This is a genomic window from Oscillibacter valericigenes (assembly GCF_016902445.1).
GTDB classification, from domain to species: domain Bacteria; phylum Bacillota; class Clostridia; order Oscillospirales; family Oscillospiraceae; genus Oscillibacter; species Oscillibacter avistercoris.
In genome coordinates this window covers 232,174-258,509 of record NZ_JACSNX010000001.1, presented here as the reverse complement: position 1 = coordinate 258,509, position 26,336 = coordinate 232,174, and the positions used below count along the sequence as shown (strand labels likewise).

General features: G+C 62.2%; 29 protein-coding genes. 18 read left to right on the top strand and 11 right to left on the bottom strand.

Annotated elements, in window-relative coordinates:
• Window positions 1-6 precede the first annotated feature (6 nt).
• The 6 genes from H9X91_RS01210 to H9X91_RS01185 all read right to left on the bottom strand — a co-directional run bounded on the left by H9X91_RS01210 (window position 7) and on the right by H9X91_RS01185 (window position 6,151).
• Window positions 7-1,527: a bifunctional metallophosphatase/5'-nucleotidase gene (locus tag H9X91_RS01210; protein WP_204801692.1), complete on the bottom strand. Its 1,521-nt coding sequence runs from the start codon at window positions 1,525-1,527 to the stop codon at window positions 7-9.
• A gap of 2 nt (window positions 1,528-1,529) precedes the next feature.
• Window positions 1,530-2,339: a phosphonate ABC transporter, permease protein PhnE gene (gene phnE / locus H9X91_RS01205; protein ID WP_087397091.1), complete on the bottom strand. Its 810-nt coding sequence runs from the start codon at window positions 2,337-2,339 to the stop codon at window positions 1,530-1,532.
• A gap of 12 nt (window positions 2,340-2,351) precedes the next feature.
• The gene (gene phnE, locus H9X91_RS01200; RefSeq protein WP_204801690.1) at window positions 2,352-3,173 is read right to left on the bottom strand and encodes a phosphonate ABC transporter, permease protein PhnE; all 822 of its coding nucleotides are present in this window, start codon (window positions 3,171-3,173) and stop codon (window positions 2,352-2,354) included.
• Window positions 3,170-3,922, bottom strand: coding sequence for a phosphonate ABC transporter ATP-binding protein (gene phnC, locus H9X91_RS01195; RefSeq protein WP_204801688.1), 753 nt, complete (start codon window positions 3,920-3,922; stop codon window positions 3,170-3,172). Before phnC ends, phnE (H9X91_RS01200) begins: the two co-directional genes overlap by 4 nt.
• Window positions 3,923-3,997: 75 nt before the next feature.
• Window positions 3,998-5,077, bottom strand: coding sequence for a phosphate/phosphite/phosphonate ABC transporter substrate-binding protein (locus H9X91_RS01190; protein WP_204801686.1), 1,080 nt, complete (start codon window positions 5,075-5,077; stop codon window positions 3,998-4,000).
• Window positions 5,078-5,173: 96 nt separating this feature from the next.
• Window positions 5,174-6,151 (bottom strand): substrate-binding domain-containing protein, encoded by a 978-nt coding sequence (locus tag H9X91_RS01185; RefSeq protein ID WP_204801684.1) that lies wholly within the window; start codon window positions 6,149-6,151, stop codon window positions 5,174-5,176.
• A 406-nt stretch (window positions 6,152-6,557) separates the two neighbouring features.
• Here H9X91_RS01185 and H9X91_RS14770 point away from each other — a divergent pair, with 406 nt between their 5' ends.
• From H9X91_RS14770 to H9X91_RS01140, 9 genes are all read left to right on the top strand, one after another.
• Window positions 6,558-6,971, top strand: coding sequence for a sigma factor-like helix-turn-helix DNA-binding protein (locus H9X91_RS14770; protein WP_420850727.1), 414 nt, complete (start codon window positions 6,558-6,560; stop codon window positions 6,969-6,971).
• A 187-nt stretch (window positions 6,972-7,158) separates the two neighbouring features.
• Window positions 7,159-7,521 carry a hypothetical protein gene (locus H9X91_RS01175; RefSeq protein WP_204801680.1) on the top strand — a complete coding sequence of 121 codons (363 nt, stop codon included), beginning with the start codon at window positions 7,159-7,161 and terminating at the stop codon, window positions 7,519-7,521.
• A complete protein-coding gene (locus H9X91_RS01170; protein ID WP_204801678.1) occupies window positions 7,518-7,727 on the top strand; it encodes a helix-turn-helix transcriptional regulator in 210 nt (69 codons plus the stop codon). Before H9X91_RS01175 ends, H9X91_RS01170 begins: the two co-directional genes overlap by 4 nt.
• The gene (locus H9X91_RS01165) at window positions 7,724-8,131 is read left to right on the top strand and encodes a helix-turn-helix domain-containing protein (RefSeq protein WP_204801676.1); all 408 of its coding nucleotides are present in this window, start codon (window positions 7,724-7,726) and stop codon (window positions 8,129-8,131) included. Before H9X91_RS01170 ends, H9X91_RS01165 begins: the two co-directional genes overlap by 4 nt.
• Before the next feature lie 349 nt (window positions 8,132-8,480).
• Window positions 8,481-8,900: a hypothetical protein gene (locus H9X91_RS01160; RefSeq protein ID WP_204801673.1), complete on the top strand. Its 420-nt coding sequence runs from the start codon at window positions 8,481-8,483 to the stop codon at window positions 8,898-8,900.
• Window positions 8,888-10,846, top strand: coding sequence for a MobP3 family relaxase (gene mobP3 / locus H9X91_RS01155; RefSeq protein WP_204801671.1), 1,959 nt, complete (start codon window positions 8,888-8,890; stop codon window positions 10,844-10,846). The genes H9X91_RS01160 and mobP3 overlap by 13 nt, the downstream gene beginning before the upstream one ends.
• Window positions 10,847-11,049: 203 nt before the next feature.
• On the top strand, window positions 11,050-11,277 hold the full coding sequence (locus tag H9X91_RS01150; protein ID WP_243414372.1) for a hypothetical protein: 228 nt from the start codon (window positions 11,050-11,052) through the stop codon (window positions 11,275-11,277).
• Window positions 11,278-11,295: 18 nt separating this feature from the next.
• Window positions 11,296-12,489 carry a tyrosine-type recombinase/integrase gene (locus H9X91_RS01145; RefSeq protein WP_204801666.1) on the top strand — a complete coding sequence of 398 codons (1,194 nt, stop codon included), beginning with the start codon at window positions 11,296-11,298 and terminating at the stop codon, window positions 12,487-12,489.
• Window positions 12,447-13,661 carry a tyrosine-type recombinase/integrase gene (locus H9X91_RS01140; protein WP_204801664.1) on the top strand — a complete coding sequence of 405 codons (1,215 nt, stop codon included), beginning with the start codon at window positions 12,447-12,449 and terminating at the stop codon, window positions 13,659-13,661. Before H9X91_RS01145 ends, H9X91_RS01140 begins: the two co-directional genes overlap by 43 nt.
• 244 nt (window positions 13,662-13,905) lie before the next feature.
• On the opposite strand, the gene H9X91_RS01135 is transcribed toward H9X91_RS01140, so the two are convergent.
• Window positions 13,906-14,088: an Arc family DNA-binding protein gene (locus H9X91_RS01135; RefSeq protein ID WP_204801662.1), complete on the bottom strand. Its 183-nt coding sequence runs from the start codon at window positions 14,086-14,088 to the stop codon at window positions 13,906-13,908.
• Window positions 14,089-14,203: 115 nt separating this feature from the next.
• Between H9X91_RS01135 and H9X91_RS01130 the strand changes: the two genes are divergently transcribed.
• The gene (locus tag H9X91_RS01130) at window positions 14,204-14,407 is read left to right on the top strand and encodes a hypothetical protein (protein ID WP_204801660.1); all 204 of its coding nucleotides are present in this window, start codon (window positions 14,204-14,206) and stop codon (window positions 14,405-14,407) included.
• A gap of 80 nt (window positions 14,408-14,487) precedes the next feature.
• Here H9X91_RS01130 and H9X91_RS01125 read toward each other — a convergent pair whose 3' ends face one another.
• Genes H9X91_RS01125 through tsaE form a run of 4 tightly spaced genes read right to left on the bottom strand, consistent with a single transcriptional unit; the run spans window position 14,488 to window position 16,913 of the window.
• Window positions 14,488-15,057 carry a hypothetical protein gene (locus tag H9X91_RS01125; RefSeq protein WP_204801658.1) on the bottom strand — a complete coding sequence of 190 codons (570 nt, stop codon included), beginning with the start codon at window positions 15,055-15,057 and terminating at the stop codon, window positions 14,488-14,490.
• A 42-nt stretch (window positions 15,058-15,099) separates the two neighbouring features.
• Complete coding sequence (gene upp / locus H9X91_RS01120) at window positions 15,100-15,732, bottom strand: uracil phosphoribosyltransferase (protein ID WP_204801656.1); 633 nt, start codon at window positions 15,730-15,732, stop codon at window positions 15,100-15,102.
• Between the two features lie 57 nt (window positions 15,733-15,789).
• The gene (gene tsaB, locus H9X91_RS01115; protein ID WP_204801654.1) at window positions 15,790-16,488 is read right to left on the bottom strand and encodes a tRNA (adenosine(37)-N6)-threonylcarbamoyltransferase complex dimerization subunit type 1 TsaB; all 699 of its coding nucleotides are present in this window, start codon (window positions 16,486-16,488) and stop codon (window positions 15,790-15,792) included.
• Window positions 16,485-16,913 (bottom strand): tRNA (adenosine(37)-N6)-threonylcarbamoyltransferase complex ATPase subunit type 1 TsaE, encoded by a 429-nt coding sequence (tsaE, locus tag H9X91_RS01110; RefSeq protein WP_204801652.1) that lies wholly within the window; start codon window positions 16,911-16,913, stop codon window positions 16,485-16,487. Before tsaE ends, tsaB begins: the two co-directional genes overlap by 4 nt.
• Window positions 16,914-17,066: 153 nt before the next feature.
• Here tsaE and H9X91_RS01105 point away from each other — a divergent pair, with 153 nt between their 5' ends.
• From H9X91_RS01105 to prfA, 8 genes are all read left to right on the top strand, one after another.
• Window positions 17,067-18,266: an FtsW/RodA/SpoVE family cell cycle protein gene (locus H9X91_RS01105; RefSeq protein ID WP_204801650.1), complete on the top strand. Its 1,200-nt coding sequence runs from the start codon at window positions 17,067-17,069 to the stop codon at window positions 18,264-18,266.
• Window positions 18,267-18,382: 116 nt separating this feature from the next.
• Window positions 18,383-19,363: an Ig-like domain-containing protein gene (locus tag H9X91_RS01100; RefSeq protein ID WP_243414371.1), complete on the top strand. Its 981-nt coding sequence runs from the start codon at window positions 18,383-18,385 to the stop codon at window positions 19,361-19,363.
• A gap of 181 nt (window positions 19,364-19,544) precedes the next feature.
• Window positions 19,545-20,600, top strand: a complete 1,056-nt coding sequence (locus H9X91_RS01095) for a D-alanine--D-alanine ligase family protein (protein WP_204801646.1) — start codon at window positions 19,545-19,547, stop codon at window positions 20,598-20,600.
• Window positions 20,601-20,605: 5 nt separating this feature from the next.
• Entirely contained in the window at window positions 20,606-21,979 is a 1,374-nt protein-coding gene (locus H9X91_RS01090) for a UDP-N-acetylmuramoyl-tripeptide--D-alanyl-D-alanine ligase (protein ID WP_204801643.1), read from the top strand.
• Window positions 21,972-23,879 (top strand): ABC-F family ATP-binding cassette domain-containing protein, encoded by a 1,908-nt coding sequence (locus H9X91_RS01085; protein WP_204801641.1) that lies wholly within the window; start codon window positions 21,972-21,974, stop codon window positions 23,877-23,879. Before H9X91_RS01090 ends, H9X91_RS01085 begins: the two co-directional genes overlap by 8 nt.
• Complete coding sequence (locus tag H9X91_RS14680; protein ID WP_204801639.1) at window positions 23,860-24,681, top strand: ElyC/SanA/YdcF family protein; 822 nt, start codon at window positions 23,860-23,862, stop codon at window positions 24,679-24,681. The genes H9X91_RS01085 and H9X91_RS14680 overlap by 20 nt, the downstream gene beginning before the upstream one ends.
• 19 nt (window positions 24,682-24,700) lie before the next feature.
• Entirely contained in the window at window positions 24,701-25,189 is a 489-nt protein-coding gene (locus H9X91_RS01075) for a flavodoxin family protein (RefSeq protein ID WP_204801636.1), read from the top strand.
• 40 nt (window positions 25,190-25,229) lie between these two features.
• Window positions 25,230-26,297 carry a peptide chain release factor 1 gene (gene prfA, locus H9X91_RS01070; RefSeq protein ID WP_204801634.1) on the top strand — a complete coding sequence of 356 codons (1,068 nt, stop codon included), beginning with the start codon at window positions 25,230-25,232 and terminating at the stop codon, window positions 26,295-26,297.
• The last annotated feature ends 39 nt before the right edge of the window (window positions 26,298-26,336 follow it).

Here is a 26,336-nt window from a genome sequence, read left to right as displayed (position 1 = left end):
AACGCTTCACCAGATCACCCGCATCTCCACGTTATGCAACTGAGGCATCGGGCTGTGGGCCTGGATGTAGCGGGCGGTGAGATCCGGCATTTCTGTGCCCCCGCGCCACAGGACGGGACACTCCCTCAAGATCTCGTATCCACCCGTGCCCGTGGCCCGGTAGTTGCTGGTGCACAGGCGGAAGGTCCCTCCTCCCAGCGGGGAGCCGTCCAGTTTTGCCAGGCGGATCACCCGGCTGCCCACGGGCCGGCGCAGATCGAAGGTGTAGGAGAGCCCGGCATAGAAGTCGTAGTTGTAGTGCTCCACCTTGGGGAGCAAGAACTCCTCCGAAATCTGGGGCTGGCCATCAACCAGGGTGAAGTAGGCGGCGCACCGCTCCAGAGTCTGTCTCAGCACCTCCTCCGTTACCTCCAGCACCACCAGGGTGTTTGCAAAAAGGTAGGCCGCTGTCACCCCCCGCATAGTCACCGGAGAGGCCAGGCCAACCGGGTCGTTGCCCAGGCTGGTGCAGGAGAAGTCTGCCCCGGTCTCTGTCAGCTGCACCTGATTGAACAGGGCAGCCACCTGGCTGCCGTAGAGAGCCGCTTCCAATTTCCCCTCCGGCGGGATGGTGCGATCCAACTCCCCGATAGGCTGGTCCAGCCAGTTCTGAACGGCATTTTCCAGAGGCAGCAAGCTCTGATAGGGCTCCGCCGGATGTGCTCCACCCACTGGGATCAGCGTGGATTGAAAACGACTTTTCGCTCCATCCCACTGGCCAACCATGTGGAGAAGCTGCCCCGCATTGGCCGGGGGCTGTGCCGCATAGGTGCCGGACAAATTCACACCCTCCACCGCCATGTGCTGGTGGCCGGTAAGGAGCAGATCGAAGTCCAGCTCCCGGGCAATTTTACAGGCCAGATTCTCACCGCTGTCCGAGAGCACCCGCCCTGTCTCCAGCTCCTCCTCAAAGCCGCCGTGGTAGATGCACACACAGACATCACACTGTTCCCGGAGGGCGGCGCAAGTCGCCCGTGCGGCCTGAAAGGCGTCGGTAACCCGAATCCGCTCCAGATTCTGCGGCTGCTCCCAGATGTTCACGAAATCCGTGACCACGCCGGTAATGCCAATGCGCAGCCCATTGTCCAGGGTGTGCACCGCCCAGGGCCGGATGCGCAACTGCCCACCCAAGTCCTCCACATTCGTACACAAGCACATGCCATCCATGGCCTCCAGGTACTCCCGGAGGGCCTCGTAGCCGAAGTTGAAGTCGTGGTTGCCCAGGGTGAAGTAGTCCAGGCCCATGGCGTTGAATGCGGCGGCCACCGGGTGGATGGGCCACTCCTCCCGGTGCTCCAGGTAGTACTGGGTCAACGGCGTCCCCTGGAGGGCGTCGCCGCCGTCCAGCACCAGGGTGTTCCCATCCTTTTCAACCTGAGCGGCCAGATTCAGCAAACCGGCGTTTTCCGGGCTGTTGGAGGCATAGTTCACCGGGAATACATGGCCATGGGTATCTGAGGTATAGTAGATTTGAAACGTCTTCTCCATGCTTACCCCCTGGCCAGCTTGACCCGGATTTTGGTGGAGATCCACTCCACAATCAGTACCAGCACGATGAGACCCGCCAGGATGGCGCCGGCCTCCTCCCAGCGGTAGGAGTTCATGGCGAAGATCAGCGGCGCGCCGATGCCGCCGGCTCCCACCAGTCCCAGCACGGTGGCATCCCGCAGGTTGATGTCAAAGCGGTAAATGGCGGTGGAGGCGAAGTTGGGCATCAGCTGGGGCAGGATGCCGTAGCGGATCTTCTGCCAGGTGGTGCAGCCCGCCGCGTCCAGGGACTCCAGCACCCGCACATCCAGGTCCTCGATGGCCTCGATATACATTTTGCTCACCATGCCCACTGAACACAGGGACATGGTCAGAAGTCCCGCGAAGGCGCCGGGGCCGGTGACCCGGATGAACATGAGCCCGTAGACAAAGGCGGGCACGGTGCGGATGGCCATAATGATGATGCGCCCCACAAAGGCCACGGGCTTGGGCGTCAGATTGGAGGCTGAGAGAAACGCCAGGGGAATGGAGATAATCGCGCCCACGATGGTACCCAGGAACGCGATACAGATGGTCTCCAGCAACAGGTAGGGTACGCCCTGGGTGGTGAAGTTGAACAGCAGGTCCGTGTCCGGGTGGAAGATGCCCGCCAGGATGTTCCAGGCGATCACCGCGCCGTTTTGAGTGGTGCCCGCCGTTTCCACGGCGGAGCCGCTCCAGACCAGCAGGACCACCACGACCAGTGCCACAGCCAGCTCAAACACCCAGCGGCGGGGCCGCTGCGCATAGGCCGCTTCGATTCGGTTGTTCATGGCGTCCCCTCCTTATACCAGCCGCTTCCGGGCGGCGCGGCTGATGGTCTCGATGATGAACACGGTGACGAACAGGGACAGCAGGATCATGCCCACGCTGGCATACTCCCGCCATCCGATCTTCTCGTTCAGAATCAGGCCCAGTCCGCCGGCCCCCACATAGCCCAAAATGGAGGCGTAGCGCACATTGCCCTCGAAGCAGAACAGGCAGTTGGAGAGATAGGAGGGCAGCACCTGGGGCACAATGGCGCTGATGAAGGCCCGTACCTTGGTGGCACCCATGGCCTCCATGGCCTCGAAGGGACCCATGTCCACGGTCTCGATCTCCTCGTAGAGGATCTTGCCGATATAGGCGAAGGTGAAGATGGCGATGGCAGTGGTGCCCGCCAGAGTGCCAAGGCCGAAGATATAGGTGGCAATCAGGGCGGACACCAGAGTGGGCAGGGTGCGGATGATGCTCAGCAGCAGCCGCATGGCGGCCACCACCACCCGGCTGTGGATGATGTTGGTGGAGGCCAGCATGGCAAAGGGAACCACCAGGATCGAACCGATGAAGGAGCCCAGCAGAGACATCTTGATGGTATCAAACAGGGGCTGCCAGATCTGAGACATATAGTCCCACTCCGGCGGGATCATCTCCCCCAGGATAACAAAGAACTCCCGGATCCGGCTGACGAGAACGCCCATATCAAAACCAGTGACCTCTACCGAGAGGGCCGTCATGGCCACCAGAATGACTGCTGCCAGGGGCGCCCGAGAGCGAGGCTTGGATATCTGTTTTCCGTTGGGGAGTGTCAGCAGCTTGGGCGGGAAGATCTTGTCGTATACGCTCATGCCGGCTCCTCCTGCTTCCCCTGGTAGATGGCGTCCAGAACCGCCTGATCCACCTGGTCCGCCGGGCCGTCATAGACGATCTCTCCAGCCCGGATGCCCACCACCCGGGTGGCGTACTGGAGCGCCAGCTCCACGTGGTGGATGTTGATGAGGACTGTGATGTGCATCTCCCGGTTGATCCGCTGGAAGTCATCCATCACCTGCTTGGCGGTCACCGGGTCCAAGGAGGCCACCGGCTCGTCCGCCAGGATGACCTGGGGGTTCTGGGCCAGGGTGCGGGCCAGGGCCACCCGCTGTTGCTGCCCGCCGGAGAGCTGATCAGCCCGGACAAAGGCCTTGTCCAGAATCCCCATCTGGTCCAGCGCCTCCAGGGCCTTCATCTTCTCCTCTTTCGTGAAGATGCCGAAGGTAGCCCGCCACCAGGGTAGGTCGGGGACGAAGGCGGTGAGCACGTTCTTGATGACGGTGGTCCGGGTGATCAGATTGAAGGACTGGAAGATCATGCCGATCTTCCGCCGGAACTTCCGCAGGCTCTTCCCATGGAGGGACATGACGTCGGTGCCGTCCACCGTCAGGGTCCCTCGGGTGATGTCGTGCATCCGGTTGATGGTGCGGATCAGGGTGGACTTGCCCGCGCCGGACAGGCCGATGATGGCCACGAACTCCCCCTGGTCAATGGTCAGGTTGATGTGCCGCAGGGCCTCATACCCATTGGGATAGCGTTTTTCTACCTCTTTGAATTCTATCATTGTATGATCTCCATTCCAAACGAGGGAGGAAAGCCGCGGCCTCCCTCCCTCGTTTTTGGTCCTTGCTGGATTATTTTAGCCCGCGCTGTTCAGAGACTGGATCATCTCCTGGGCAGCCCGCTCGGAGTCGTAGTCGGAGGACTGGGCGGGCAGATAGCCGTTGTGGCTGTAGATAGCGATGACCTCTTTGCCCTCTTCAGTGTTGCCGATATTGATGAAAGCCTCGGACAGGGCGGCCTTGAAGTCGTCGTCCATGATGGGAGAGGTCTTGCTGACGCTGATGGTATCGTTGTAGATGGCGGGAGTGACGCCCACCACGGCGGTGTCGTCCCAGATGCTGTTGGTCATGCCGTACTCGCCGGTCCACTCGTCCTCATAGTCCCGGCGGGCATCGGCGTAGGTGCAGAGGATGTCCACCTGACCGGAGGCCAGACGGGCGAAGGCGCTGCCGTAGGAGTCGGACTGCACCGCGTGGGGCAGGTCGGTGATGTTGTGATCGAAGTTCTCCTGCAGCCACAGGGAGGGATAGATGTAACCGGCGGGAGAGGAGGAGTTGGCCACGCTCCAGTTGGCGCTGCTCACGTCCTCCCAGGTCAGAGCCTCACCGGCGTTGACCTTGGCGGCCAGCTCCTGGCCCTTCTCAGAGGGACCGGCGATCATCAGAGCGCGGTAGCTGGTGACCTGCTCGGTGGTGGGCTCAGTGGGGGCGTTGTCGTTCCAGTCCTTGGCGTTGTCGGAGTCGATGGACAGGCCGTCCCGGGTGGCGGTCAGCAGCACGTCGCAGCCGTCGTCATAGAGCACATAGGTGCCGCCGGGGATCAGGCCCACATCGGCGGTGCCGGCGGACAGGGCCTCGCCAACCGCCTCGTAGCTGGTGCCCACGGTGATGTCCACCTCGCCCACGTCATAGCCCAGCTTGGCCAGCTCGTCGGTGAGCATCTGCTTCAGGGGCTCAGTGGCGGTGATGATCTCCTCCGGTTCCCGAGAGGGGACGAACGCGATACGCAGGGTGTCGATTTGCTTATTCCCAGTCTCGGTGGTTTCTGTGTTCGTGCTGTCGTCCGTGGTGTCGGTCCCGCTGTCCTGACCGCTGCAGCCGGCCAGCAGGCCCACGCACATCACGCCGGCCAGCAGGAGAGAAAGTGCTTTTTTCATACTATGATCCTCCTCGATTTCTCATTTATTGGTCTGTGTTTGATTTTGGATCTATCTGTTATAGAGGTGAAATCCTCTTATAACCATTTTAGGAAATCAAGCAGTATCGCCGATTTTCAGATGCGTCGGTACTGTGACGGTGACCGCCTGGGAGCGTCGCTGGCTGATTCGGCCAAACAACAGCTCCAGCGCGTTCTCCCACACATAGTCCGGGAACATTTCCAGACAGGTGCCGGTGGGCCATTTGCTCTCCAAAGTCTGAATATCTTGATAGATAATGACAGCCACATCTTTCGGCACACGGATGCCCAGTTCCCGGAAAGCCTCCAGAGCGCCCTCGGCCACCTCGTCGCTGCCCAGCAGAACCGCTTCCGCCAGGGTATGCTCTTCCACGGCTTTCTTCGCCAGAGCGTATCCACTCTCCCGGCTGATCTCCCCCACATGGAAGATGCGGGGATCATACTGGCCGCGAGCCTCCAGGATGCGTTGGATAGCCGCCAGACGGTGGGCACCGATGCGGCCGTTGGCCCCGTCGTAGATGCCGCCGATATATCCCAGGCCGGTGTACCGCTTCTGATCCAGCAGATAGGCCACCATCTGTTCCTGGCCCCGGTCAAAGTCCACCTGCACTTGGTCGAACTCATAGTTGTGCTGATTGGAGTTCACGAAGACGATGGCAAAGGACAGAGAGCGGAGAAAGTCGATCTCTTTCTCGCTGAACACACCCAGGGCAATGATGCCGTCCACTTTCTGGGGCTCCCCAAAGGTCAGCCGGACAAAGGAGACCTCGTACTGGTCGGTCATCATCTGCACCAGGCAGGACAGAGAGGACAGCCGCACATTGGGCCGATCCGGGCGTATGATTCGCCAGTCCGCCACCCCGATGACCAGATGAGTCTTGTGCTCCGCCGCCTTCCGCTGCCGTGGGGACACATAGCCCAGGGCGTGAGCCGCCTGAAAAATCCGGGCCCGCACCTCCGGCGTGACAGAGATATTGTCATCCTTATTTAGAACTCGGGAAACCGCGGCAGCCGAGACCTGGGCGGCCTGGGCCACATCTTTGATCGTCGCCATGAGAGCCCTCCCTCTCAAGTTCTTCTGAGTTCATTATATTTCTCCCCTGTTCGAAGTCAATAGATTTTACTAAAATTTTACTAAAAAACAAATGACCTATAACAGACGAGGGTCCATCAAATTCTGCAGGGGAGAAAACAACTGTAGGTCCTCCGCTGATCCATGAGGAACCTATTTTTCGCGGACATTCTTGACAGAAGAGAACATTTGTTCTATACCAAATGTTGGCGAAAGCCAAAACTCGCAGCTTTCCGGTGAGGTCCACACCCCGGTGGGACCTCAGACATTCATGGGCCTCGTAGGGCACCACAACCACCCTGCACGAAGGGAACTTCCATGAAGGTCTTCAGTATTTGGCGCTGTGCCGGCAGCGCGGGTGTGCACCTTCCCGTGTAAAGCGGAAAGGATGCAAATGAGCGACTCTGTCGTGATTACCTATAGTGGCCAGCAAGTATCAGTGCCAAAGGAGGTCGCAGACTTCCTGGAGCAGGATCGGAAGCGGGAACAGGCGCAGGACAAGCGGGACCAAAGGCATCTGAGTAAAAGTGAGTTTGAAACGGTGCTGTCCGGTTCGGATTGCGTCAGGCGTCCCGTGGAGGATACTGTACTCCGGAACCTCCAGCTTGAAACTCTGCGGAAAGCCGTCGATGGCCTGGGAGATCAGGGCCGGGATCTTGTAGAACTCCGATATGGCAGAGGCCTGACCATGGAGGAGATCGGGACGATCTACGGCGTGTCCAAGGCGGCAGTATCACTGGATGGCTCTTGGCGGCTATGCCGCTTAGAGCCATCGCGTCCCCCTTGCGGGGAAAGCGGCTGAAAAAGCTCCACGAACAGTTGAGGGGCTCTGTCATTTGACAGGGCCCCTCAATTTTTTGTTTTTCTGGTTTACAAACTGCCTGTGAGTGTCCTGATAAGTAGAGGGCAAAATTTCCGGACCTCGGAAACCCCGGCTCTGGCCGTGGCCGGGCGGCCCTAAATCAAGCCTACCAAGGAGCACAAAAATCATGAACGTATTTGGAAACAGCTCAAAACAGTTGTTGCAAGCACTGACTACCAATGCGGAGAGGGAAACTATGGACTACGTCCTTCAGGAGATGCAGGCAGTCCTGGGGGAAGAGATGCCGGAAGCGGATGCGGTACGAACCTATCTGCAAAATCCTGACAAGCCCACGGAACTCAGTACAACGCAGCAGATTGTAGCCATGGACAAGCTGCTGGAGTGTGCAGAGGTCAATCTCCGAACGCTCTGTGACCTGATCCGTTATCAACAGCTGAAGGGGGCCGGGGTGGTCAACTCCGTGGAGGAGTTTCTGTATCTGGTCCGCCCAGGCGATGTCTGTGATATCCAAGAGGAGGATGCTGATTGAAAGAATCCGAATATAGATCCTACGATGACCTGCCGCTGTTCCTGAACTCGGCAACAGTGGCCAAAGTGCTTGGCGTGTCACCGTCCAGCGGTTACGAGCTGATGCACGAGCCGGGCTTCCCGGTGCTGCGCATCGGCAACCGCATGGTGGTACCCAAGGAGCAGTTCATCCGGTGGGTGAACGAGCGTGCGAGAGGTGGGGGATGAAGAACAGCAGCGGCGGAAATTTTTTCTCACTGCCCAATGAAGTATTCCTTCTGGGGCTGAGTCCTGGTGAACTGGCGGTGTACAGTTTCCTGCAGCGGTGTGAAAACCGAAAGACACATCAGTGCTGGCCCAGCATCAAGACGATCGGAAAAGCAGTTGGCATGAGCGAGAACACGGTGCGCAAGTACATCCGGCAGTTGGAAGAGCGGGAGCTCATCGCTACTGAACCAACGGAAGTTATCACCAAGACAAATGGAAAGCGCAATGGCAATCTGCTGTTCACCCTCCGGCCGATCCAGGAGGTGGTCAACGAATACTACGCCCGCCAATTAGAGAACGTGGAATTGGCTGCGGAGCGGCAGCGGATCGCAAAGCTCACCCAGGAGCGGGAGACCCCAGCGTGACCGTCTGTGAGCCCCTGTGTGGCCCGATCACGGGAGGGGCAGATCCCCTGTCCCTCCCGGCGGGTCTACGCCAACATGGGCCGGTTATGGGAGGTATTGCGGCACAAGGCTTCCGGCCCTTTTGGAGCGGAACCGGAGGACGAAAAGAAAAGCAGGATAAAGGCCGGGGTCGCCGGTGGCGCCTCCGGCCAGTCACAACTGCCCGCAGTGCGGGCAGTTACGGGGGTTTTCTGGGTGACCGAAAGTGGGGTCAAAATCCGGTCGGTGATATCACTTGTGCGGTCACTATCCCCAAACACTTACTGCCACAACAAAAAAATAGGGGTCATACCCCGGAAAGGAGCAGTTTATGGGCAAAAAAGAGAGATTTGCTTTCTATCTCACCCCAGAGAAGAAAGCCATCCTGGAGCGCCGGTATCAGGAGGACGGAAGCCGGAGCATGACCGCCTTCGTCGAGCGGGCGGTGGACTTTTACCTGGACTACCTCAGCGCCAACGACGCTGGTTTGTTCCTCCCCACCTCCATCAAGTCTTACCTGGACGGGCGGCTGGGACAACTGGAGGAGCGGCTGTCCTCCCTGGTCTTCCGGCAGGCGGTGGAACAGGACATGGTGGCCGGCATCCTGGCCGACGCCTATCAGTTCAGCGACGAGGATCTCCGTCGTCGAAGGGCGGAGAGCGTGCAAAACGTGAAGAAAACCAATGGCCGCATCTCGCTGGAGCAACGGGTGCGGGGAGCCTGGGAGGAGGGAGATGAGTGGCAAGACTGATCCTGAAAAGTCCCTACCTGCAGTGCGATAGAAACCATCCTGTCAGTGGATATCTGCAGTACATTGGAACACGGGAACGAGTGGAACTGCTCCCGGATGACCGTCTGCCCACAAGGAAGCAAGAGCAGCTCATCACAAAACTGGTGAAAGATTTTCCGGATGCACAGAAGCTGGACGAGTATTCCGACTACGAAGCCAAGCCCGCCAAAGCAAATGCCTCTGCATTCATCACCAGGGCACTTGAAGAAAACTGGCCGCAGGTTCAGCAGTCGGACGGCTACATGAAGTACATTGCCACACGTCCCAGAGCGGAACGGCTGGGGAATCACGGCCTCTTTGGGGACGAGGACGGCGTGAACTTGGAGCAGGCCATGCGGGAGTTGGATCAGTACACCGGCAACGTGTGGACGCACATCATCTCTCTAAAACGAGGGGACGCCGCCCGGCTTGGCTACGACAACGCCAAGGCGTGGCAAAATTTGCTCCGGGCAAATCGCAACGACATCGCCGCCACGATGAGCATCTCGCCGAATCACTTCCGCTGGTACGCTGCCTACCACGACGAGGGGGATCACCCCCACATCCACATGATGGCGTGGTCAACAGTGCCGGGAGAAGCCTATCTCACCAGAGAGGGCATCCAAAAAATCAAGTCCCAACTGACCAATCAAATCTTCCAGCAGGAGATGCTCCACACCTACGAACAAAAGTCCCAGTCGCGGGATGAGTTGGTGCGGGAGGCACGCAGGGCCATTCGACGTCTGACCCGTGAAATGGTGCAGAGCATCTGCTCGGTTCCGGAGATCGAGCAGAAGATGGAACAGCTGGCCGGACAGCTGGAGACCGTCAAGGGCAAGAAGTCCTACGGCTACCTCCCCAAGTCCGTAAAGAAAACCGTGGACGAGGTAGTGGACAAGCTGGAGGAGTTGCCGGTGGTCTGTAAGTGCTACGACCAGTGGTGCACCCTTCAAAGCGAGGTAGAAAACTACTACCACGACAAGCCCAGAGAGAAGAAAAAACTGTCCCAGGAGAAAGAGTTCCGGCAGATCAAAAACGCTGTCATCCGGGAGGCGGAGCGCATCCGGTTGGGGGAGATCACTTTCGAGAATGCTGATCTAACCTCTCACGACGAGCCGGAGCAACTGCGGGGCGAGTCCTATGATTGCTGGGAACTGCGGCAGAGCATCCGGGATGATTCACTTCCTCTGGCCGACCGGGATTGGGCGGCGGAGGAACTGGAGCGACTGGCAGAGCAAGACGATACACATGCCCAGTACCTCATGGGCCAACTCTACCGGGACGGTCCTCTGCTCATCCCGGACAGCCGGAAGGCAAAGCACTGGCTTACTCAGTCAGCGAATCAGGGACTACCGGAGGCCCAGTATGCCTTGGGGAAACTGCTTCTCTCTGATGATACCGAAGTCCGTGACCCGGAGGAGGGCATCCGTTGGCTGAAGGAAGCGGCGGAGAACGGGAACCAGTGGGCGGCCTACCGGCTGGGGAAGGAGTATCTATCCGGCGAGGTGGTGACCCAAGATGCCTCTAAAGCCGTGGCATGTTTCACACTGTCGGCGGAGGCGGGCAACCAGTACGCCCAGTATCTACTGGGCAAGCTGTATCTGACGGGGCAGGGAGTAAATCACGACCAGACCCAAGCGATGGATTGGTTCAGCCGCTCCGCCGCCCAGGGAAATCAGTATGCTCAGTTCTTCCTGGAGCAGAGAAACAATCTCCGCACGCCCTCTGTCATGCTGGCGGTCACTCACCTGCTCTACCACATGAGCAGGATCTTCGAGACCCGCTCCCTGTCCCAATCCAGCGCCGGTCTCCATGTGGACCGCAAGCTCCGAAGGAGAATCCAGGAGAAGAAAATCGCTATGGGCCACAAGCCGGACGACCACGAGGAGGAGCAGACCCGGGGCGGAATGGTCATGGGCGGGATGTGACCTCCTCAAAAATTACGGCACATAAAACAATAAAGCCCCTTCCGACCAGAAGGGCTCTGCTGGCTGGCGGGTATTGCGATGCCGTTGACAATGAGAAGGGCGGCGAAATGCATCTGGAATTGATAACAATTTGATAATAGTTCGCCGTGCCCCTGGCTATTTCCTGTTTCTATGGTATGTTATGTTGCTGAGGAGGGATGACCATGACAACTGATCAAATCCCAGTCCGGCGGTGCCAATACTGTGGGAGCGATGACCTGGGCCTCGGCTGGCAGCACGGCGAGGCAATCGTCACTTTCAAGAAGCACGGACTCCTGGGCAACCGGCTGCGTTACCTGATCTGCCGCCGCTGCGGGGCCGTGGTGTATCAGTGGGTGGCGGAGCCTCACAAATTCCCGCCTATCAGGAATTATATCGCAAATCAAAGATAACCTCTGGAGGTGAGCAGCATGGCAAAACGCAGGCCATCCGGGGACGGTATGGTGCGGAAACGGGAGGACGGCCGCTGGGAGGGCCGCATCGTAGTGGGCCACAAGGAAAACGGCGACTCAATCTTCCGCTATGTCTACGCTGATACACAAAAGGAACTGACCGCTAAACTCCGGCAGCACATCGACATCTACCAGGGCGTTGACCTGACGGGGCAGAGCCGGATGACCTTGGCGGAGTGGCTGGATCAATGGCTGGAGAACATCGCCGGTACTATCCGCCACACTACGCTGACCCGATATCAGGGAGCAGCACGCATTCACATCAATCCCCACTTAGGCGGCAAACCCATTGCCCAACTCACAGGGAAGGATGTCCAAAAGTTGTATGATGTCCTGGCCAGTCATGGAAATCAAATCACAGGAAAAGGGCTGGCCAGCAGTACCATCCGAGGAATCCACTCTATGCTCCACGAGGCGCTGGATGCGGCAAAACAGGCCGGACTGATCCCGTGGAACCCAACAGAAGAAATTCCGCCGCCTAAGTTCGCCTGTAAGGCAAAACAAATTCTAACAGATGAACAGCTGGATATATTCATGGCAATTATTCAGCAGGATGATATCTGGCATGACTTCTTCTACACGGAACTTACCACCGGCCTGCGCAGGGGAGAGATCTGCGGGCTCAAGTGGACAGACTTCAATGAGGTGGATAGCACCCTCAAGGTGCGGCGCACGATCCATCAGGAGACGGGAGGCGAGCTGACCGCATGGGACACCAAGACCACCGCTGGCACCCGCACCATCATCCTGCCGCCCAGCACAGCGGAACTTCTCCGGAAGCGGCAGAAGTCTGCCTTAACTGAGTGGATATTCCCTGACCCGCTGAGGCCGGAGCAGCCCACCCGCCCCAGCGCTGCCTATAACCGGATGAAGACTCTACTGAAGAAGGCGGATCTCCCTGACCTTCGTTTCCATGATCTGCGGCATACCTTCGCAACTCATGCCCTGACCAGCGGTGTGGACGTCAAGACGCTGTCAGGCATCCTGGGCCACACCAAATCGGCTTTCACCCTGGATACCTACACCCATACCACAGGGGATATGCAGAGACGTGCGGCGGAGATCGTGGAGAAATTCCTGACAGATATTTTCGGAGAGGAGCTGAGACCGTGGGAAGAAAGCGCAAGAGCGGTGAGGGAACCGTCCGCCTGAGAAAAGACGGCCGATGGGAGGGGCGGGTGGTCATCGGCTACGACGAGAAGGACCTGCCCAAGACGAAAAATGTCCTGGCCAAGACCAAGGGTGAGTGCGTTGAAAAACTAAAGGCGCTGAGGGAGTCCATCTCTCCGGCTACCACCTCCAAGGTCCGGGCGGATATGCCCTTCGGGGAATGGCTGGATCACTGGTACGAAACCTACAGCAGGCCAACGATTCGCCCCAGAACACAGCGCACCTATGAGGGATATCTCCGGCTGTACATCAAGCCGAAGCTGGGCAGTATCCCCTTGAACAAACTGACGACAAACGATATCCAGCAATTCTGCGCCTGGATGAAATCAGATGACCACATCAGTGGAAATGGTATTGCTGACAGCCAAATCCGAAATTGTTACAGTCTCTGTCATCGGGCGCTGGAAAAGGCAAAAACAGAACATCTGATCCCCCGCGATCCAACCGAGGGGTGTAAACTGCCCCCAGTGAGATGTGAGGAGATGAAGATCCTCTCCAGGGAGGCCATGCAGAAACTGCTGATCCAGGCCAAGGAGGAGAACTACTACGAATTGTTCCTTCTGGAGTTAGTCACCGGCCTGCGGCTGGGGGAGATCGCAGCCCTTCAATGGGATGACCTGAATTTGGAGACCGGAGAACTGCGGATCAACAAGCAGGCTGGGACGGATGGCCCAGATGTGGTGATCTGCGAGCCAAAGACAAAAGCGGCAGTCCGCACCTTGATCCTGCCGCCCACAGTCCTGAAGGTGATGCAGGAGTACAGAGCCAGAGTAGATTCCCGATGGATGTTCCCCTCACCCAAGAAAGAGGACTCGCCCATGCGCCCATCCTCCATCCACCTGCGCCTGCACAGAATATTAGACCATGCGGGATGCGATAGGGTTAGGTTCCACGATTTGCGGCACACCTTCGCCACCAACGCCTTGGCCTACGGGATGGACATTAAGACCCTCTCCACCATCCTGGGCCATGTGTCCAGTGCCACCACGCTGAACACCTACTCCCATGTCACCGACGAGATGCGGCAGAGGGCAGCGGTAAAGATCGACCAGGGCATCGCCAAGGTGGAAGTCAACCCGCAGGAGGAGAAACCAAAAGAGCGCACCATGACCACTTTCCAGGCGAGGAAACGGTGGAGCCGCAGGGCAAGCTGAGTGACGTGAGTCGGCCCGCCGGGGGAAAGAAAATCCCTCAGCGGGCCGGTTTTCGCTGTCTGTGGGCAAATATGTGGTCAAGAGGACCTCGGCCAGAAAAAGAACCCCAAATTTGTGCTGAAAATGAGGCTATTCAGCAGATAATCGGCAATCTTAGAGGGAAATTATTAAGGGTACCTAACTTGCGCTGACACAAACAAAAAGTGAAAGTCCCCCGGAGGATTCCGGGGGACTTGTCTTTGTCTCAATCTTCGGGATCGCCCAGGGGAATGGGGCCGTGCTGGCGCTCGAAATCAGAAACTCTATGGCGGATCATCTGTTCCAGTTCCCGGTTTTTGGTGCGGCCCTCGTATTCAGCAATATAGCCAAGCTGATCCAGCAGTTCCCGGGGGACCCGCAGCGTAAACCGGCATAAAGAGTCTCTCATTCTCCACCTCGTTGCGTCGTATTGACATCAATATAGCGTCATGTTAGAATGTTTTGTAAAAATGACGCAATTATGACGCATAAAATGGAGAAATTTTTGGAGAAGGGGATATGAGATGGAGTATTATCCGGACACCCGGCAGGGCTATCAGCAGATCTGCTGCCGGATGGCACGTGCCATCAGCCGCGGCGTGGAGCTGCTGGACCAGGGCCGCTGCCGGGAGGCCCGGGACCTGCTGGCCCGGACCCGGGAAGAGGTGGACCGGCTGATCGAGAGCCCCCGGGCCGTGACGCTCCATCTGGAAGAGGCGGACAGCTGAAAGCGAACAGAAGACCCGCCCGGCGGAAGGTTCCGCCGGGCGGGTCTTTGAAATCTTCAGGATCAGGACATTGGCAGAGTTCACCGCAGGCTCCCGTCCGGCATCAGCAGGCCGTGCGACTCCAGCAGGGCCTTGGCTTCGTCCAGGGACTCTGCCGGGGCCACATAGACAGAATCACCGGGGCCGAGGGACGAGAGCGCATCGTCCTCGCCGGGCGTCCGCACATAGGGGAACAGGAAGAACTGCCCATACGCCCGGTCAGCGTACAGCTCGCCGAACAGGTCATTGGCGGGGAACAGCCCGTAGTAGAGATGTCCCCGTTTGAGGCCGCCATCCTCGCGGGCCATGGTCAGCCAGGCCTTGCTGGCTTCCTCAGAGGTGAAGGGCTGGTCCTCCAGCTCCAAATAGCCGCTGAAGCTGTCATCCTGCCCCCACTGCTTGACCAGCTCTCCATGAAAACGCAGCGTGGTGGTCACAGCCGTGGCTTCCCCGTCCTCCCACAGGATGGCTGGAAGCGTCACATCCACCTGGGACCGGAATTTCACCATGCGGGCGATGACCAGAGCGGCGCAGAGGATCAGCGCCAGGCAGATCACCGCCGTGACCCGGCTGGGGCCGTGCCGTTTGGCGGTCGTCTGTTCCGTGTTCATGGTACACTCCTTTCCGCCGGCTGTGCCGGCGACCCATAGGCCTTATTTTGTTCCGAAGATGCGGTCGCCGGCGTCTCCCAGGCCGGGGACGATGTAGCCGTGCTCGTTCAGATGGTCGTCCACGGCGCCGCAGTAGATGTCCACGTCCGGGTGGGTTTTCTGGATGCGCTCGATGCCCTCCGGCGCCGCCAGCAGCACCATCAGCTTGATGTTCCTGCAGCCCCGCTTCTTCATCTCGGTGATGGCGGCCTCGGCGCTGCCGCCGGTGGCCAGCATGGGGTCCACGATCATGATGTCCCGCTCGGCGATGTCCTTGGGCATCTTGCAGAAGTAGACATGGGGCTCCAGCGTCTCCTCATCCCGGAACATGCCGATGTGGCCCACCCGGGCGGAGGGCACCATCCGCAGCACGCCGTCCACCAGGCCCAGGCCCGCCCGCAGGATGGGCACCACGGCGAACTTCTTGCCCTTCAGGGTGGGGGCGGTGGTCCTGCAGATGGGGGTCTCCACCTCCTTGGTGGTCAGGGGCAGGTCCCGGGTGGCCTCGTAGGTGATCAGCATCCCGATCTCGGAGACGATCTCCCGGAAATCCTTGACGCTGGTGTTCTTGTCCCGCAGGATGGTCAGCTTGTGGGCCACCAGGGGGTGGTCCATCACGTGTACTTTTCCGCTCATCATTCCATAACTCCTTTACGCAATCATATCATTCCTATCATAACAGACGGAAGCCTGTCAGGTCTGCATCCGGTCCCGCAGGCGCTGGGCCTGGGGCGGCCGGAGATAGACCGGCAGCAGCGCCTGGGCGGAGACCAGCTTCCCCGCCCGGGCCAGGTCCTCGCCGCACAGGGCCACGGACATGGCGTTCTGCATCACCAGATGGGGCGGCGCCAGGCGGCAGGGGAGGCCCGCCTCCCGCAGCGCCCGCTCGCAGAGGGCGGCGCCGTCCCCCACGAGCACCAGGGGCAGCGGCTCGTCCCGCAGCTCCTCCGCCAGCTCCGCAAGGCCGATGGCCCGGTCCGGCGTCCGGCGGGTCAGGCGGCCGTGTTCGGCGGCGAACAGGGCGTTGTAGATCTGATTCCGCCGGGCGTCCATGGCGCAGACCACCAGGGCGTCCATATGGGCCACGTTCCGGGCCATGGCCTCCAGGGTGGAAACGGCGGCGCAGGGCTTGTCCGCCGCAAAGGCCAGCCCCTTGGCGGCGGAGACGCCGATGCGGATGCCGGTGAAGGACCCGGGGCCCACGGCCACGGCGACGGCGTCGCAGTCCCGCACCGTCAGGCCGGTGTTTTTCAGCATGGCCTCCACAATGGGCATCAGGGTGCGGCTGTGGGTGAGCCCGGTGTCCTGATAGCCGGAGCAGAGGACCCTGCCGTCCTCTGTCACGGCGGCGGAGACCGCCTTGGCCGAGGTCTCCAGGGCAAGAATTCTCATGAAGCAGAACCTCCCTCCACGGTGATGATCCGCCAGCCGTCGTGGTCCGGGTGGCGGGAGAGGGTGACGGTGACGGCGTCCTCCGGCAGGGCGTCCGCCACCTGCTCGCTCCACTCCACGGCGCAGACGCCGCCCCGGGAGAGATAGTCCTCCCAGCCGATATCGAACAGGTCCTCGGACCCGTTCAGCCGGTACATGTCGAAGTGGAACAGGGGGATGGCCCCCTCATATTCGTTGACGATGGTGAAGGTGGGGCTGGTGACCCGGCCCCGGCACCCCAGGCCCCGGGCGAGCCCGCGGGTGAAGGCGGTCTTCCCCATGCCCAGGCCGCCCCGGTAGGCCACCACGGCGCCGGGGGAGAGGGCGGCGGCCAGCCGCTCTCCAATGGCCTCGGTCTCCGCCTCGCTGTGGGAGATGTATTCCACGAAGCAGTGCTCCTTTCCTGTGTCGTTTCCAAATTCGATTCAGTATATCACATTTTGAACAGTCTGTAAAAACAAATTTCCAGCGTTTACACCCCTTTTTCTTTGTGGTATACTGCATCTGTCAAATTTTGCCCCCGGAGGAACGAAACACCCATGTGGAATCGACTGAAAGCCATTCTGGCGGACTTCATCCAGCAGGCCGATCTGGTGCTGCTGGGGCTCTGCTGCGCCGCCACGCTGTACGGCATGGTGCTGATCGCCAGCGCCACCCGCTACATGGACACCAGCGGCATGAGCGGCATGATCCGGTACGTGGGCGTCCAGGGGGCGGCCATGCTGCTGGGCCTGTGCGCCTATGTGTTCATGTCCATGATCGACGTGGAGATCGTGCTGAAAAAGTGGAAATGGGTGCTGGCGTTCAACATCGTTTTCATCGGCCTGCTGGTGACGCCCCTGGGCGTGGGCGGCGCCACCACCGGAAACCAGGCCTGGCTGAAGATCCCCGGCATCCCCTTTCAGATCGGCCCGGCGGAGATCGTGAAGATCACCTTCACCCTGCTGCTGGCCAAGCAGCTGGAGTGGCTGCGGGAGGAAAAGCGGGACCTGAAGTCCTTCCCCGCTGCCGCCATGGTGGCGGGCCACACCCTGCTGCTGATGGGGTACTATGTGGTCATCTCCGGGGACATGGGCAACGCCCTGACCTTCTTCTTCATCTTCCTGTGCATGGCCTTTGCCGCCGGGTTCGCCTTGCGGTGGTTCGCCCTGCTGTTCGCCGGCCTGGGGGGCGGCATCGCCTTTGTGCTGCTGCTGGATATCGTACCTGCGTCCATGGACTATATGCTGAACCGATTCCGGGTGCTGTTCGACCACTCCTACGACTCTCTGGGCGTGGGCTGGCAGCAGAGCCGCAGCCTGCTGGCCATCGGGTCCGGCGGCATCTTCGGGCAGGGGTACATGCAGGGGACCCAGACCCAGAGCAGCGAGTCCTACTCCCTGCCATACCGGTGGACGGATTTCATCTTCTCCGTCTGCGGGGAGGAACTGGGCCTCATCGGCTGTCTGGCGGTGATCGCCCTGCTGACGGCCATCATCATCCGGGTGCTGCTGGTGGCCCGGAACGCCCAGGTGCCCCTCCACTGCTATGTCTGCGTGGGCATGGCGGCCATGCTGATCTACCAGACCGTCATCAACATCGGCATGTGCCTGTTCGTCATGCCGACCATCGGCGTGACGCTGCCCTTCTTCAGCTATGGCGGCTCCTCGCTGCTGACGCTGTATGCCGCCATGGGGGTGGTGTCCGGCATCAAAAAGCGGTCCCCCGTGACGCGGCGCCCGGGCAGGCTGCTGGGATAGACGAGAGGGACCTTCCCCCGGCCGGAGCATGCTCCGGCCGGGGTTTTTCTGCATATTTCCGGCGGGCGGGAAGAAACTAGCGGTGCACCCAATTCAATACAGGAGGTATGATCGCCTTGAAGACCCAACTGACAAAACGCACCGCCGCCCTGTGCCTGACGGCCGCCCTGACCCTGTCCGTCAACGCTGCCGCCCTGTTCGGCGGGAAGGAGAAGGCCCAGCCGGCGGAGGGCGCCCCCACGGCCCAGGCTGTGGAGATCCGCACTTACCGGAGCATCCCCTATCAGGCCCAGTTCCTGGCCGCGGACAAAGAGGGGGAGGACCTGACCTACGCCGTGGAGGAAGCGCCGAAAAAGGGCACCGTCCAGATCGACGGCGCCAGCTTCATCTACACCCCGGAGGCGGATGCTGCCGGCAGCGACAGCTTCACCTACACTGCCACCGACAGCGCCGGACACGTCTCCCAGCCTGCCACCGTGAGCGTCACCATTGAGAAGGCCAGGTCCGGCGTCTCCTATGCGGACACGGCGGGGTCCGCCGCCGCGGCCGCAGCCCAGGATCTGGCGGAGAAGGGCATCTTCACCGGCGCGAAGATCGGGGACCAGTACTACTTTGAGCCGGACAAGACCGTCTCCCGCAGTGAGTTCCTGGCCATGGTGCTGGAGACCGCCGGCGCGGAGCCCACCGCCGTCACCATGACGGGCTTCTGCGACGACGAGGCCATTCCCGCCTGGGCCAAGGCCTACGCCGCCGCCGGCGTGGCGGACGGGATCATCCAGGGCGTCTCCACGGCGGAGGGCGTGGCCTTCCAGGGGGACGACCCCATCACGTTCAATGAGGCGGCCACGGTCCTGAACCGCGTCCTGGCGGTGGAGGACGTGGACCTTGCCAGCTGGTACGCGGACCGGGAGGCGGTGCCCTCCTGGGCGGCCCAGGCGGTGGGCAACATGGAGGCGGTCAGCGTCCTGTCCGCCGGCAGCTTCGGCAGCGCCGCCATGGCGGAGACCGTCACCCGGGCGGATGCCGCCCGGATGCTCTCCGCCGCCGGCACGCTGCTGGAGGGAGAGCCGGAGGGCCTGCTCAGCTGGCTCTTCTGACACGGTTTTTCCGCCGGATCCGGCTGTCCCCCGAAAAGAGCCCGGACGCTCTTTTCGGGGGACACCGCCGTTTTGGGAGTTGTATTCATGGGCGGATTGTGCTAAACTATGGAACATTAAAATAGGATGATTATGACTACCCATTTGAGAGCAGTCAAGACAGAAGGGACTGGAAACGGAAATGAAGATCGTAGTATTGGCGGGGGGCATCTCCACGGAGCGGGCGGTGTCCCTGGTGACGGGCACCGGCGTGTGCCGGGCCCTGCGGAAAAACGGCCACCGGGCCATCCTGGTGGATCTGTTCCTGGGGCTGGAGGACGTGCCGGAGGACCCGGAGACCCTGTTCGACGCACCGGACGGCCTGTGCCCCGACGCGAAGATCGAGGTGGAGGCGCCGGACCTGGAGGCGGTGAAGCGCAGCCGGAGAGACCAGGGCCCCAGCCACATCGGCCCCCATGTGCTGGAGATCTGCCAGCGGGCGGACCTGGTGTTCCTGGGCCTCCACGGCATGGACGGAGAGGACGGCCGCATCCAGGCCGCCCTGGACCTGCTGGGGGTGCCCTATACAGGCGCGGGCCATCTGGCCTCCGCCGTCGCCATGGATAAGGCGGTCTCCAAGCAGATTCTGGACGCCTGCGGCATCCCCACCCCCAAGTGGCGGCTGCTGTCCTACAGGGCGGAGGAGGCGGAGACCCTGGCCCAGACCCTGCCCATGCCCTGCGTCATCAAGACCCTGGGGGGCGGATCGTCCCTGGGCGTGTACTTACCGGAGGACCGGACGGCGCTGCGGCAGGCGCTGGAGGAGGTGCTGCGCTACGGCGCCAAGGTCCTGGCGGAGGAGCGGATCTACGGCCGGGAGCTGACGGTGGCGGTGCTGGGCGACCGGTGGCTGCCGGCGGTGGAGACCGTGCCCGCCGGCGGGGAGTTCGACTATGTGGCCAAGTACCAGATCGGCGCGGCCACGGAGACCTGCCCCGCTCCTGTGCCGCCGGAGGTGATGACCGCCGCCGGTGAGCTGGCCCTGCGGGTCCACCGGGCGCTGGGGCTGGAGGTCTACTCCCGCACGGACATGATCCTGGACAAAGACGGGAAGCTGTGGGTGCTGGAGGCCAACTCCCTGCCGGGCATGACCCCCAACAGCTTTGTCCCCAAGGAGGCTGCCGCCGTGGGCATGAGCTATGAGCAGCTCTGCGAGGAGATCGTGCGGCTTTCCTGCGATGTGAAGAGGAGAGGGTGAACTGCATGCAGCCAATGACCATCCCTGAGATCGTATCCGCCGTGGACGGCACCTGGCTGGATCCCCGGGAGGAGACGGCCCCCATCACCGCGGTGTGCACCGACAGCCGGAAGATCGCCCCGGGCTGCCTGTTCCTGCCCTGGGTGGGGGAGCGATTCGACGGCCACGACTTCATCGACGCCGCGCTGGACGCCGGTGCCGCCGGGTGCCTGTGCGCCCGGGTGCCGGAGACGCTGCGGCCCGGCAAGTTCTACATCCGGGTGGCGGACACCCGCCTGGCCCTGCGGGCCCTGGCGTCCGCCTACCGGGACCGGTTCGACATCCCATTCGTCCAAATCACCGGCAGCGTGGGCAAGACCACCACGAAGGAGATGATCTCCGCCGTGCTGGGGGCGCAGTTCCGGGTGCTGAAGACGCCGGAGAACTTCAACAACGACATCGGCACCCCTCTGACCCTGCTGGGCCTGGGGCCGGAGCACCAGGCGGCGGTGATCGAGACCGGCATGAACCATTTCGGGGAGATCCGCTACCTGGGGGAGATGGTGCGGCCGGACATCGCCGTCATCTCCAACATCGGCGACGCCCACATCGAGTACCTGGGCAGCCGGGAGGGCATCCTGCAGGCCAAGAGCGAGATCTTTGAAAATCTGAAGCCGGAGGGCCTGGCGGTGCTCAACGGGGACGACGCCCTGCTGAACACGCTGGACCTGCCCTTCCGGACGGTCCGCTGCGGCCGGTCCGAGCACTGCGACGTCCGGGTGACGGACATGGCGGACCACGGTGTGGCGGGCATCACCTGCACCATCGTGTCCCCCCGGGACACCTATCATCTGACCATTCCGGCGCCGGGAGAGCACATGGCCTATTCCGCCGCCATCGCCGTGGCGGTGGCCGAGGAGCTGGGCGAGGACCGGGCGGCCGTCGCCCGGGGCGCGGCGTCTTACGAGCCCACCGGGTCCCGGATGCGGGTGGTGCGGCTGGCGGAGGGCCGGCTGGTGCTGGACGACTGCTACAACGCCAATCCCCAGTCCGTCACCGCGGCCCTGGAGATCCTGGCCAAGACCGAGTGCGGCCGGAAGGTGGCCGTGCTGGGCGATGTGGGAGAGCTGGGGGACCTGACGGAGCAGGCCCACTACAACATGGGCGCCCTGGCGGCCATGCTGGGCATCGATGAGATCGTGGCCATCGGCACCAAGGCGGAGAAGATCGCCGACGGCGCCGCCCAGAGCGGCGGCTCCGTCACCCATTTTGCCACCAAGGAGGAGGCTGTCCGCACCCTGACCGAACTGCTGGGCCCCGACACCGCTATGCTGGTGAAGGCGTCCCACAACATGCACTTCGGCTGGCTTGTGGAGCAATTGAAGCAAGCATATGATTGAGATCCAAGTAAACAACCTGATCAAATCCTTTGAGGTGGGGAAGAACGTCCTGGACGGCCTCACCTTTCAGGTGGACCAGGGGGAGCGGGTGGGGCTGCTGGGCCGCAACGGCGCCGGCAAGACCACCCTGTTCAAGATATTGACCGGCGAGCTGGACTATGACGAGGGCACCGTCGTGGTGGGCCAGGGCCGGCGGGTGGGCCTGATCTCCCAGATCCCCGTCTACCCCGCCGGCTACACGGTGGAGGACGTGCTGCGCTCCGCCTTTGCCCGGCTGCAGAGTCTGGCGGAGGAGATGCGGGCCCTGGAGGCCCGGATGGCCGCCGGGGAGAGCGACCCGGCGATTTTGAAGCGGTACGGCACCCTCAGCGAGCGGTTCGAGGCCTTCGGCGGCTACGACACGGACGTGGCGGTGAACAAGATCGCAAACGGCCTGTCCATTCCGGACGCCCAGCGGCAGCAGCTTTTCGACAGCCTCTCCGGCGGGGAGAAGACCCGGGTGAACCTGGGCCGCCTCATCCTGGAGGACACGGACATCCTGCTGCTGGACGAGCCCACCAACCACCTGGACCTCCACGCCACCGAGTGGCTGGAGGAGTACATCCGGGGATTCCACGGCACGGTGGTCACCATCTCCCACGACCGGTACTTCCTGGACCGCACCGTCACCCGGGTCATCGAGATCCAGGACGGCAGGGCGGAGTTCTACAGCGGGAACTACAGCTTCTATGCCGTGGAGAAGGAGCGCCGCTACCAGGAACGGATGAAGCAGTACGAAAAGGAGCAGGCCAAGATCGCGCAGCTGGAGAAAGCGGCGGAGCAGCTGCGGGTGTGGGCCTTCATGGGCATGGACAAGACCTACCGCCGGGCCATCTCCATGGAAAAGCGGATCGAGCGGATGCGGACTACTTCCAAGCCCACCAAGGCCCGGAAGATGGACGCCCGGTTCTCCTCCGCGGAGTTCCACGGGGACGAGGTGCTGGGCATCCGGAACGTGTCCAAGTCCTATGGGGACAAGCATCTGTTCGAGGGCATCAGCCTGAAGGTGGAGGGGGGCGAGCGCATCGCCCTCATCGGCGACAACGGCACCGGCAAGTCCACCCTCATCAAGATGATCGTGGGGGAGCTGTACCCGGACGACGGGCGCATCAAGACCGGCCCCCAGGTGAAGGAGGCGTACCTGCCCCAGATCGTCCGCTTCGACCACCCGGACTGGAATCTGGTGGAGAACATGATGGCCGCCAAAAAGGGACTCTCGGCCCAGAGCGCCCGGAACCGGCTGGCGGCCTATGACTTCCGGGGGGAGGACGTGTTCAAGCCCGTGTCGGTCCTCTCCGGCGGCGAGCAGAGCCGCCTGCGGCTGTGCATGCTGATGGACGACGAGATCAACTTCCTGATCCTGGACGAGCCCACCAACCATCTGGACATCGACTCCCGGGAGTGGATCGAGGAGGCGGTGGAGGCCTACGACGGCACGCTGCTGTTTGTCAGCCATGACCGGTACTTCATCAACCGCTTCGCCACCCGGATCTGGGAGCTGGCGGACGGCACCATCACCGACTACCCCTGCGGCTTTGCCCAGTACCGGCAGATGAAGGCCCAGGAGGAGGCGGAGAAGGCCGCCGCCCCCAAGCCGGAGAAGGAGCGGGAGAAGCCCGCCGCGGAGCGGCCCCAGCGGGGCAACAAGGCCCAGCAGGCGGCCCGGCGGCAGCTGACCATCTGCGAGCGGGATATCGCCAGGGCGGAGGAGCATATCGCCGCCCTGGAGGCGGACATGGAGGCCGCCGCCTGTGACTACGAGAAGCTGAACGAGCTGGTGCAGCAGAAGGCCGCCGCCCAGGCGGAGCTGGACGCCCTGTACGAAAGGTGGGAGCAGCTCAGTGAAGAGGCAGAGGGCTAAGCGGCGGCCTCTGTACCGGTACGACGTCTACCGGGGCCGCCGGAGAGGACAGGCACGGCTGACCGCGGCTGCGGTCTGCGCCGTTTTGGGCCTGGTCCTGGTGCTGGTCCGGAGCCTGGGCATCCGATTCTCCGGTTTCCTGCTGTTGGGCATCGCCGCGCTGCTGGTGCTCTCCTGGCTGCTGGACCGCCTGGCCGCCGGGAACGACCGCTGGCTGCTGGTCCGCCGGGGCTTTTACGGCTGTGTGGCCGTGGGCCTGGCCCTGCTGGTGGGACTGGAGGCATTTGTCATCAGCCGGGGAAGGGGCGGCATGACGCCTCCGGCGGCGGACGCGGTCATCGTCCTGGGGGCGGGCGTCAACGGCACCGAGCCGTCGTTGTCCCTGCGGACCCGGCTGGATGCGGCGCTGGACTACCTGGAGGCATACCCGGACATCCCGGCGGTGCTCACCGGCGGCACTGGCTACGGCGAGGAGATCAGCGAGGCGGCGTGCATGTACGACTATCTCACGGAGCGGGGCGTGGAGCCGGACCGGCTGATCCTGGAGGACCAGGCATCCAATACAGCGGAGAATTTCGCCCTCTCCCGGCCCCTGCTGGAGGAGGCGGGCGTGGACCCGGCGGCGGACACGGTGGCGGTGGTCACCAACGACTTCCACATGGCCCGGTCGGAGCTGATCGCCGCCCGGCAGGGCTATGGAGACGTGGCCGGCGTCCCGGCGCCGCTGCCCTGGGCCCATCTCACGGTCAACTATTACCTGCGGGAGGCCTTTGCTTTGGTGAAGACCTTCCTGTTTGACTGAGCGGATACGGAGGAACCAAATGAGCGACATCTTATGTATCTATTACTCCCGGACGGGGAACACCAAGAAGGCCATGGAGGAGATCGCCTCCGCCCTGGACGCGGAGCTGGCGGAGCTGCGGGACGACGCGGACCGGAGCGGCTGGAAGGGCTGGCTCCGCTGCGGGCTGGATGCCATGCGGAGAAGCACCCGCCCGGTGGCCCCGGTGGAGACGGCGCGTCCGCTGGGGGATTACCGACTGGTGATCTTGGGCACGCCGGTGTGGGCCGGGCGGTACAGCGCCGTCATGCGGGCCTTTTTGAAGGAGCGGGGCGGCGAGATCCAAAACGCCGCCTACGTGCTGACCCGCAGCAGCGGCGCCCAGTACCAGGAGATCTACCGCCAGATGGATCTGAGCGTGCCCGCCGGCCACCGGGCGGCGGTGTCCCTGCGGAGCGGGGACGTGGGCTGGGAATTCTGGCGGGTGGAGTTCCTCCGTCAGGTCCGGGCTTTTCTGGAGGGACAGTAGGGCGCTCCTGTTGGAAAACTGACAGGAGAGGTGAGACCCCATGCTGGAAAAACTGAGAGAGCTGGCGCTGCGGTATGAGGATCTGCAGGCTCAGCTGGCGGACCCGACGGTCTACGGCGACGCGGACCGGCTGCGGACCGTGAACCGGGAGCTGAAGGAGCTGGCCCCGGTGGCGGAGGCCTATGAAAAATACCGGCGGGCGGAGGCGGACCGCTCCGCGGCGGAGGCCCTGCTCTCCGACCCGGAGATGCGGGAGCTGGCCCAGGAGGAGCTGACCGCCGCCCGGGAGGAGATGGAGCGGCTGCATCAGGAGCTGAAGCTCTTGCTGCTGCCCAAGGACCCCAACGACCGGAAAAACGTCATTCTGGAGATCCGGGCCGGGACCGGCGGCGAGGAGGCGGCGCTGTTCGCCGCCTCACTGCTGCGGATGTACACCATGTACGCCGCCGCCCGGGGCTGGAAGACGGACACCGTGGAGCTGAACGAGACGGAGCTGGGGGGCGTGAAGGAGTGCAGCGTCCTCATCGAGGGCGAGGGCGCTTGGTCCCGGCTGAAATTCGAGAGCGGTGTCCATCGGGTCCAGCGGGTGCCGGTGACGGAGTCCAACGGCCGCATCCAGACCTCCGCCGCCACGGTGGCGGTGCTGCCGGAGGCGGAGGCAGTGGACGTGAAGCTGGACCCGGCGGACATCGAGATGCAGGTCTACCGGGCCAGCGGCGCCGGCGGACAGCACGTGAACAAGACGTCCTCCGCCGTGCGGCTGATCCACCGGCCCACCGGCATGGTGGTGGAGTGCCAGCAGGAGCGCAGCCAGTTCCAGAACCGGGACAAGGCCATGCGCCTTCTGGCGTCAAGATTGTATGAGATCGAGCGGGAGAAGCAGGACGCCGACATCGCCAGAGAGCGGAAGAGCCAGGTGGGCAGCGGTGACCGCAGTGAGAAGATCCGTACCTACAACTTCCCCCAGGGCCGGGTGACGGACCACCGGATCGGCCTGACGCTGTACCGGATCGACGCGGTCCTGAACGGCGACCTGGACGAGCTCATCGACGCCCTGGTCACCGCCGACCAGGCGGAGAAGCTGAAGAGCGGCGGAGAGACGGCGTGACAGGCGGCCCGGCACGGGCCACGGACAAGAGAGACACCG

Coding starts and splice junctions, on each gene's coding strand:
- H9X91_RS01210 (WP_204801692.1), bottom strand. CDS start 1,527: ATGGAGAAGACGTTTCAAATCTACTATACCTCAGATACCCATGGCCAT.
- phnE (WP_087397091.1), bottom strand. CDS start 2,339: ATGAACAACCGAATCGAAGCGGCCTATGCGCAGCGGCCCCGCCGCTGG.
- phnE (WP_204801690.1), bottom strand. CDS start 3,173: ATGAGCGTATACGACAAGATCTTCCCGCCCAAGCTGCTGACACTCCCC.
- phnC (WP_204801688.1), bottom strand. CDS start 3,922: ATGATAGAATTCAAAGAGGTAGAAAAACGCTATCCCAATGGGTATGAG.
- H9X91_RS01190 (WP_204801686.1), bottom strand. CDS start 5,077: ATGAAAAAAGCACTTTCTCTCCTGCTGGCCGGCGTGATGTGCGTGGGC.
- H9X91_RS01185 (WP_204801684.1), bottom strand. CDS start 6,151: ATGGCGACGATCAAAGATGTGGCCCAGGCCGCCCAGGTCTCGGCTGCC.
- H9X91_RS14770 (WP_420850727.1), top strand. CDS start 6,558: ATGCAAATGAGCGACTCTGTCGTGATTACCTATAGTGGCCAGCAAGTA.
- H9X91_RS01175 (WP_204801680.1), top strand. CDS start 7,159: ATGAACGTATTTGGAAACAGCTCAAAACAGTTGTTGCAAGCACTGACT.
- H9X91_RS01165 (WP_204801676.1), top strand. CDS start 7,724: ATGAAGAACAGCAGCGGCGGAAATTTTTTCTCACTGCCCAATGAAGTA.
- H9X91_RS01160 (WP_204801673.1), top strand. CDS start 8,481: ATGGGCAAAAAAGAGAGATTTGCTTTCTATCTCACCCCAGAGAAGAAA.
- H9X91_RS01150 (WP_243414372.1), top strand. CDS start 11,050: ATGACAACTGATCAAATCCCAGTCCGGCGGTGCCAATACTGTGGGAGC.
- H9X91_RS01145 (WP_204801666.1), top strand. CDS start 11,296: ATGGCAAAACGCAGGCCATCCGGGGACGGTATGGTGCGGAAACGGGAG.
- H9X91_RS01135 (WP_204801662.1), bottom strand. CDS start 14,088: ATGAGAGACTCTTTATGCCGGTTTACGCTGCGGGTCCCCCGGGAACTG.
- H9X91_RS01130 (WP_204801660.1), top strand. CDS start 14,204: ATGGAGTATTATCCGGACACCCGGCAGGGCTATCAGCAGATCTGCTGC.
- H9X91_RS01125 (WP_204801658.1), bottom strand. CDS start 15,057: ATGAACACGGAACAGACGACCGCCAAACGGCACGGCCCCAGCCGGGTC.
- upp (WP_204801656.1), bottom strand. CDS start 15,732: ATGAGCGGAAAAGTACACGTGATGGACCACCCCCTGGTGGCCCACAAG.
- tsaB (WP_204801654.1), bottom strand. CDS start 16,488: ATGAGAATTCTTGCCCTGGAGACCTCGGCCAAGGCGGTCTCCGCCGCC.
- H9X91_RS01105 (WP_204801650.1), top strand. CDS start 17,067: ATGTGGAATCGACTGAAAGCCATTCTGGCGGACTTCATCCAGCAGGCC.
- H9X91_RS01095 (WP_204801646.1), top strand. CDS start 19,545: ATGAAGATCGTAGTATTGGCGGGGGGCATCTCCACGGAGCGGGCGGTG.
- H9X91_RS01090 (WP_204801643.1), top strand. CDS start 20,606: ATGCAGCCAATGACCATCCCTGAGATCGTATCCGCCGTGGACGGCACC.
- H9X91_RS01085 (WP_204801641.1), top strand. CDS start 21,972: ATGATTGAGATCCAAGTAAACAACCTGATCAAATCCTTTGAGGTGGGG.
- H9X91_RS01075 (WP_204801636.1), top strand. CDS start 24,701: ATGAGCGACATCTTATGTATCTATTACTCCCGGACGGGGAACACCAAG.
- prfA (WP_204801634.1), top strand. CDS start 25,230: ATGCTGGAAAAACTGAGAGAGCTGGCGCTGCGGTATGAGGATCTGCAG.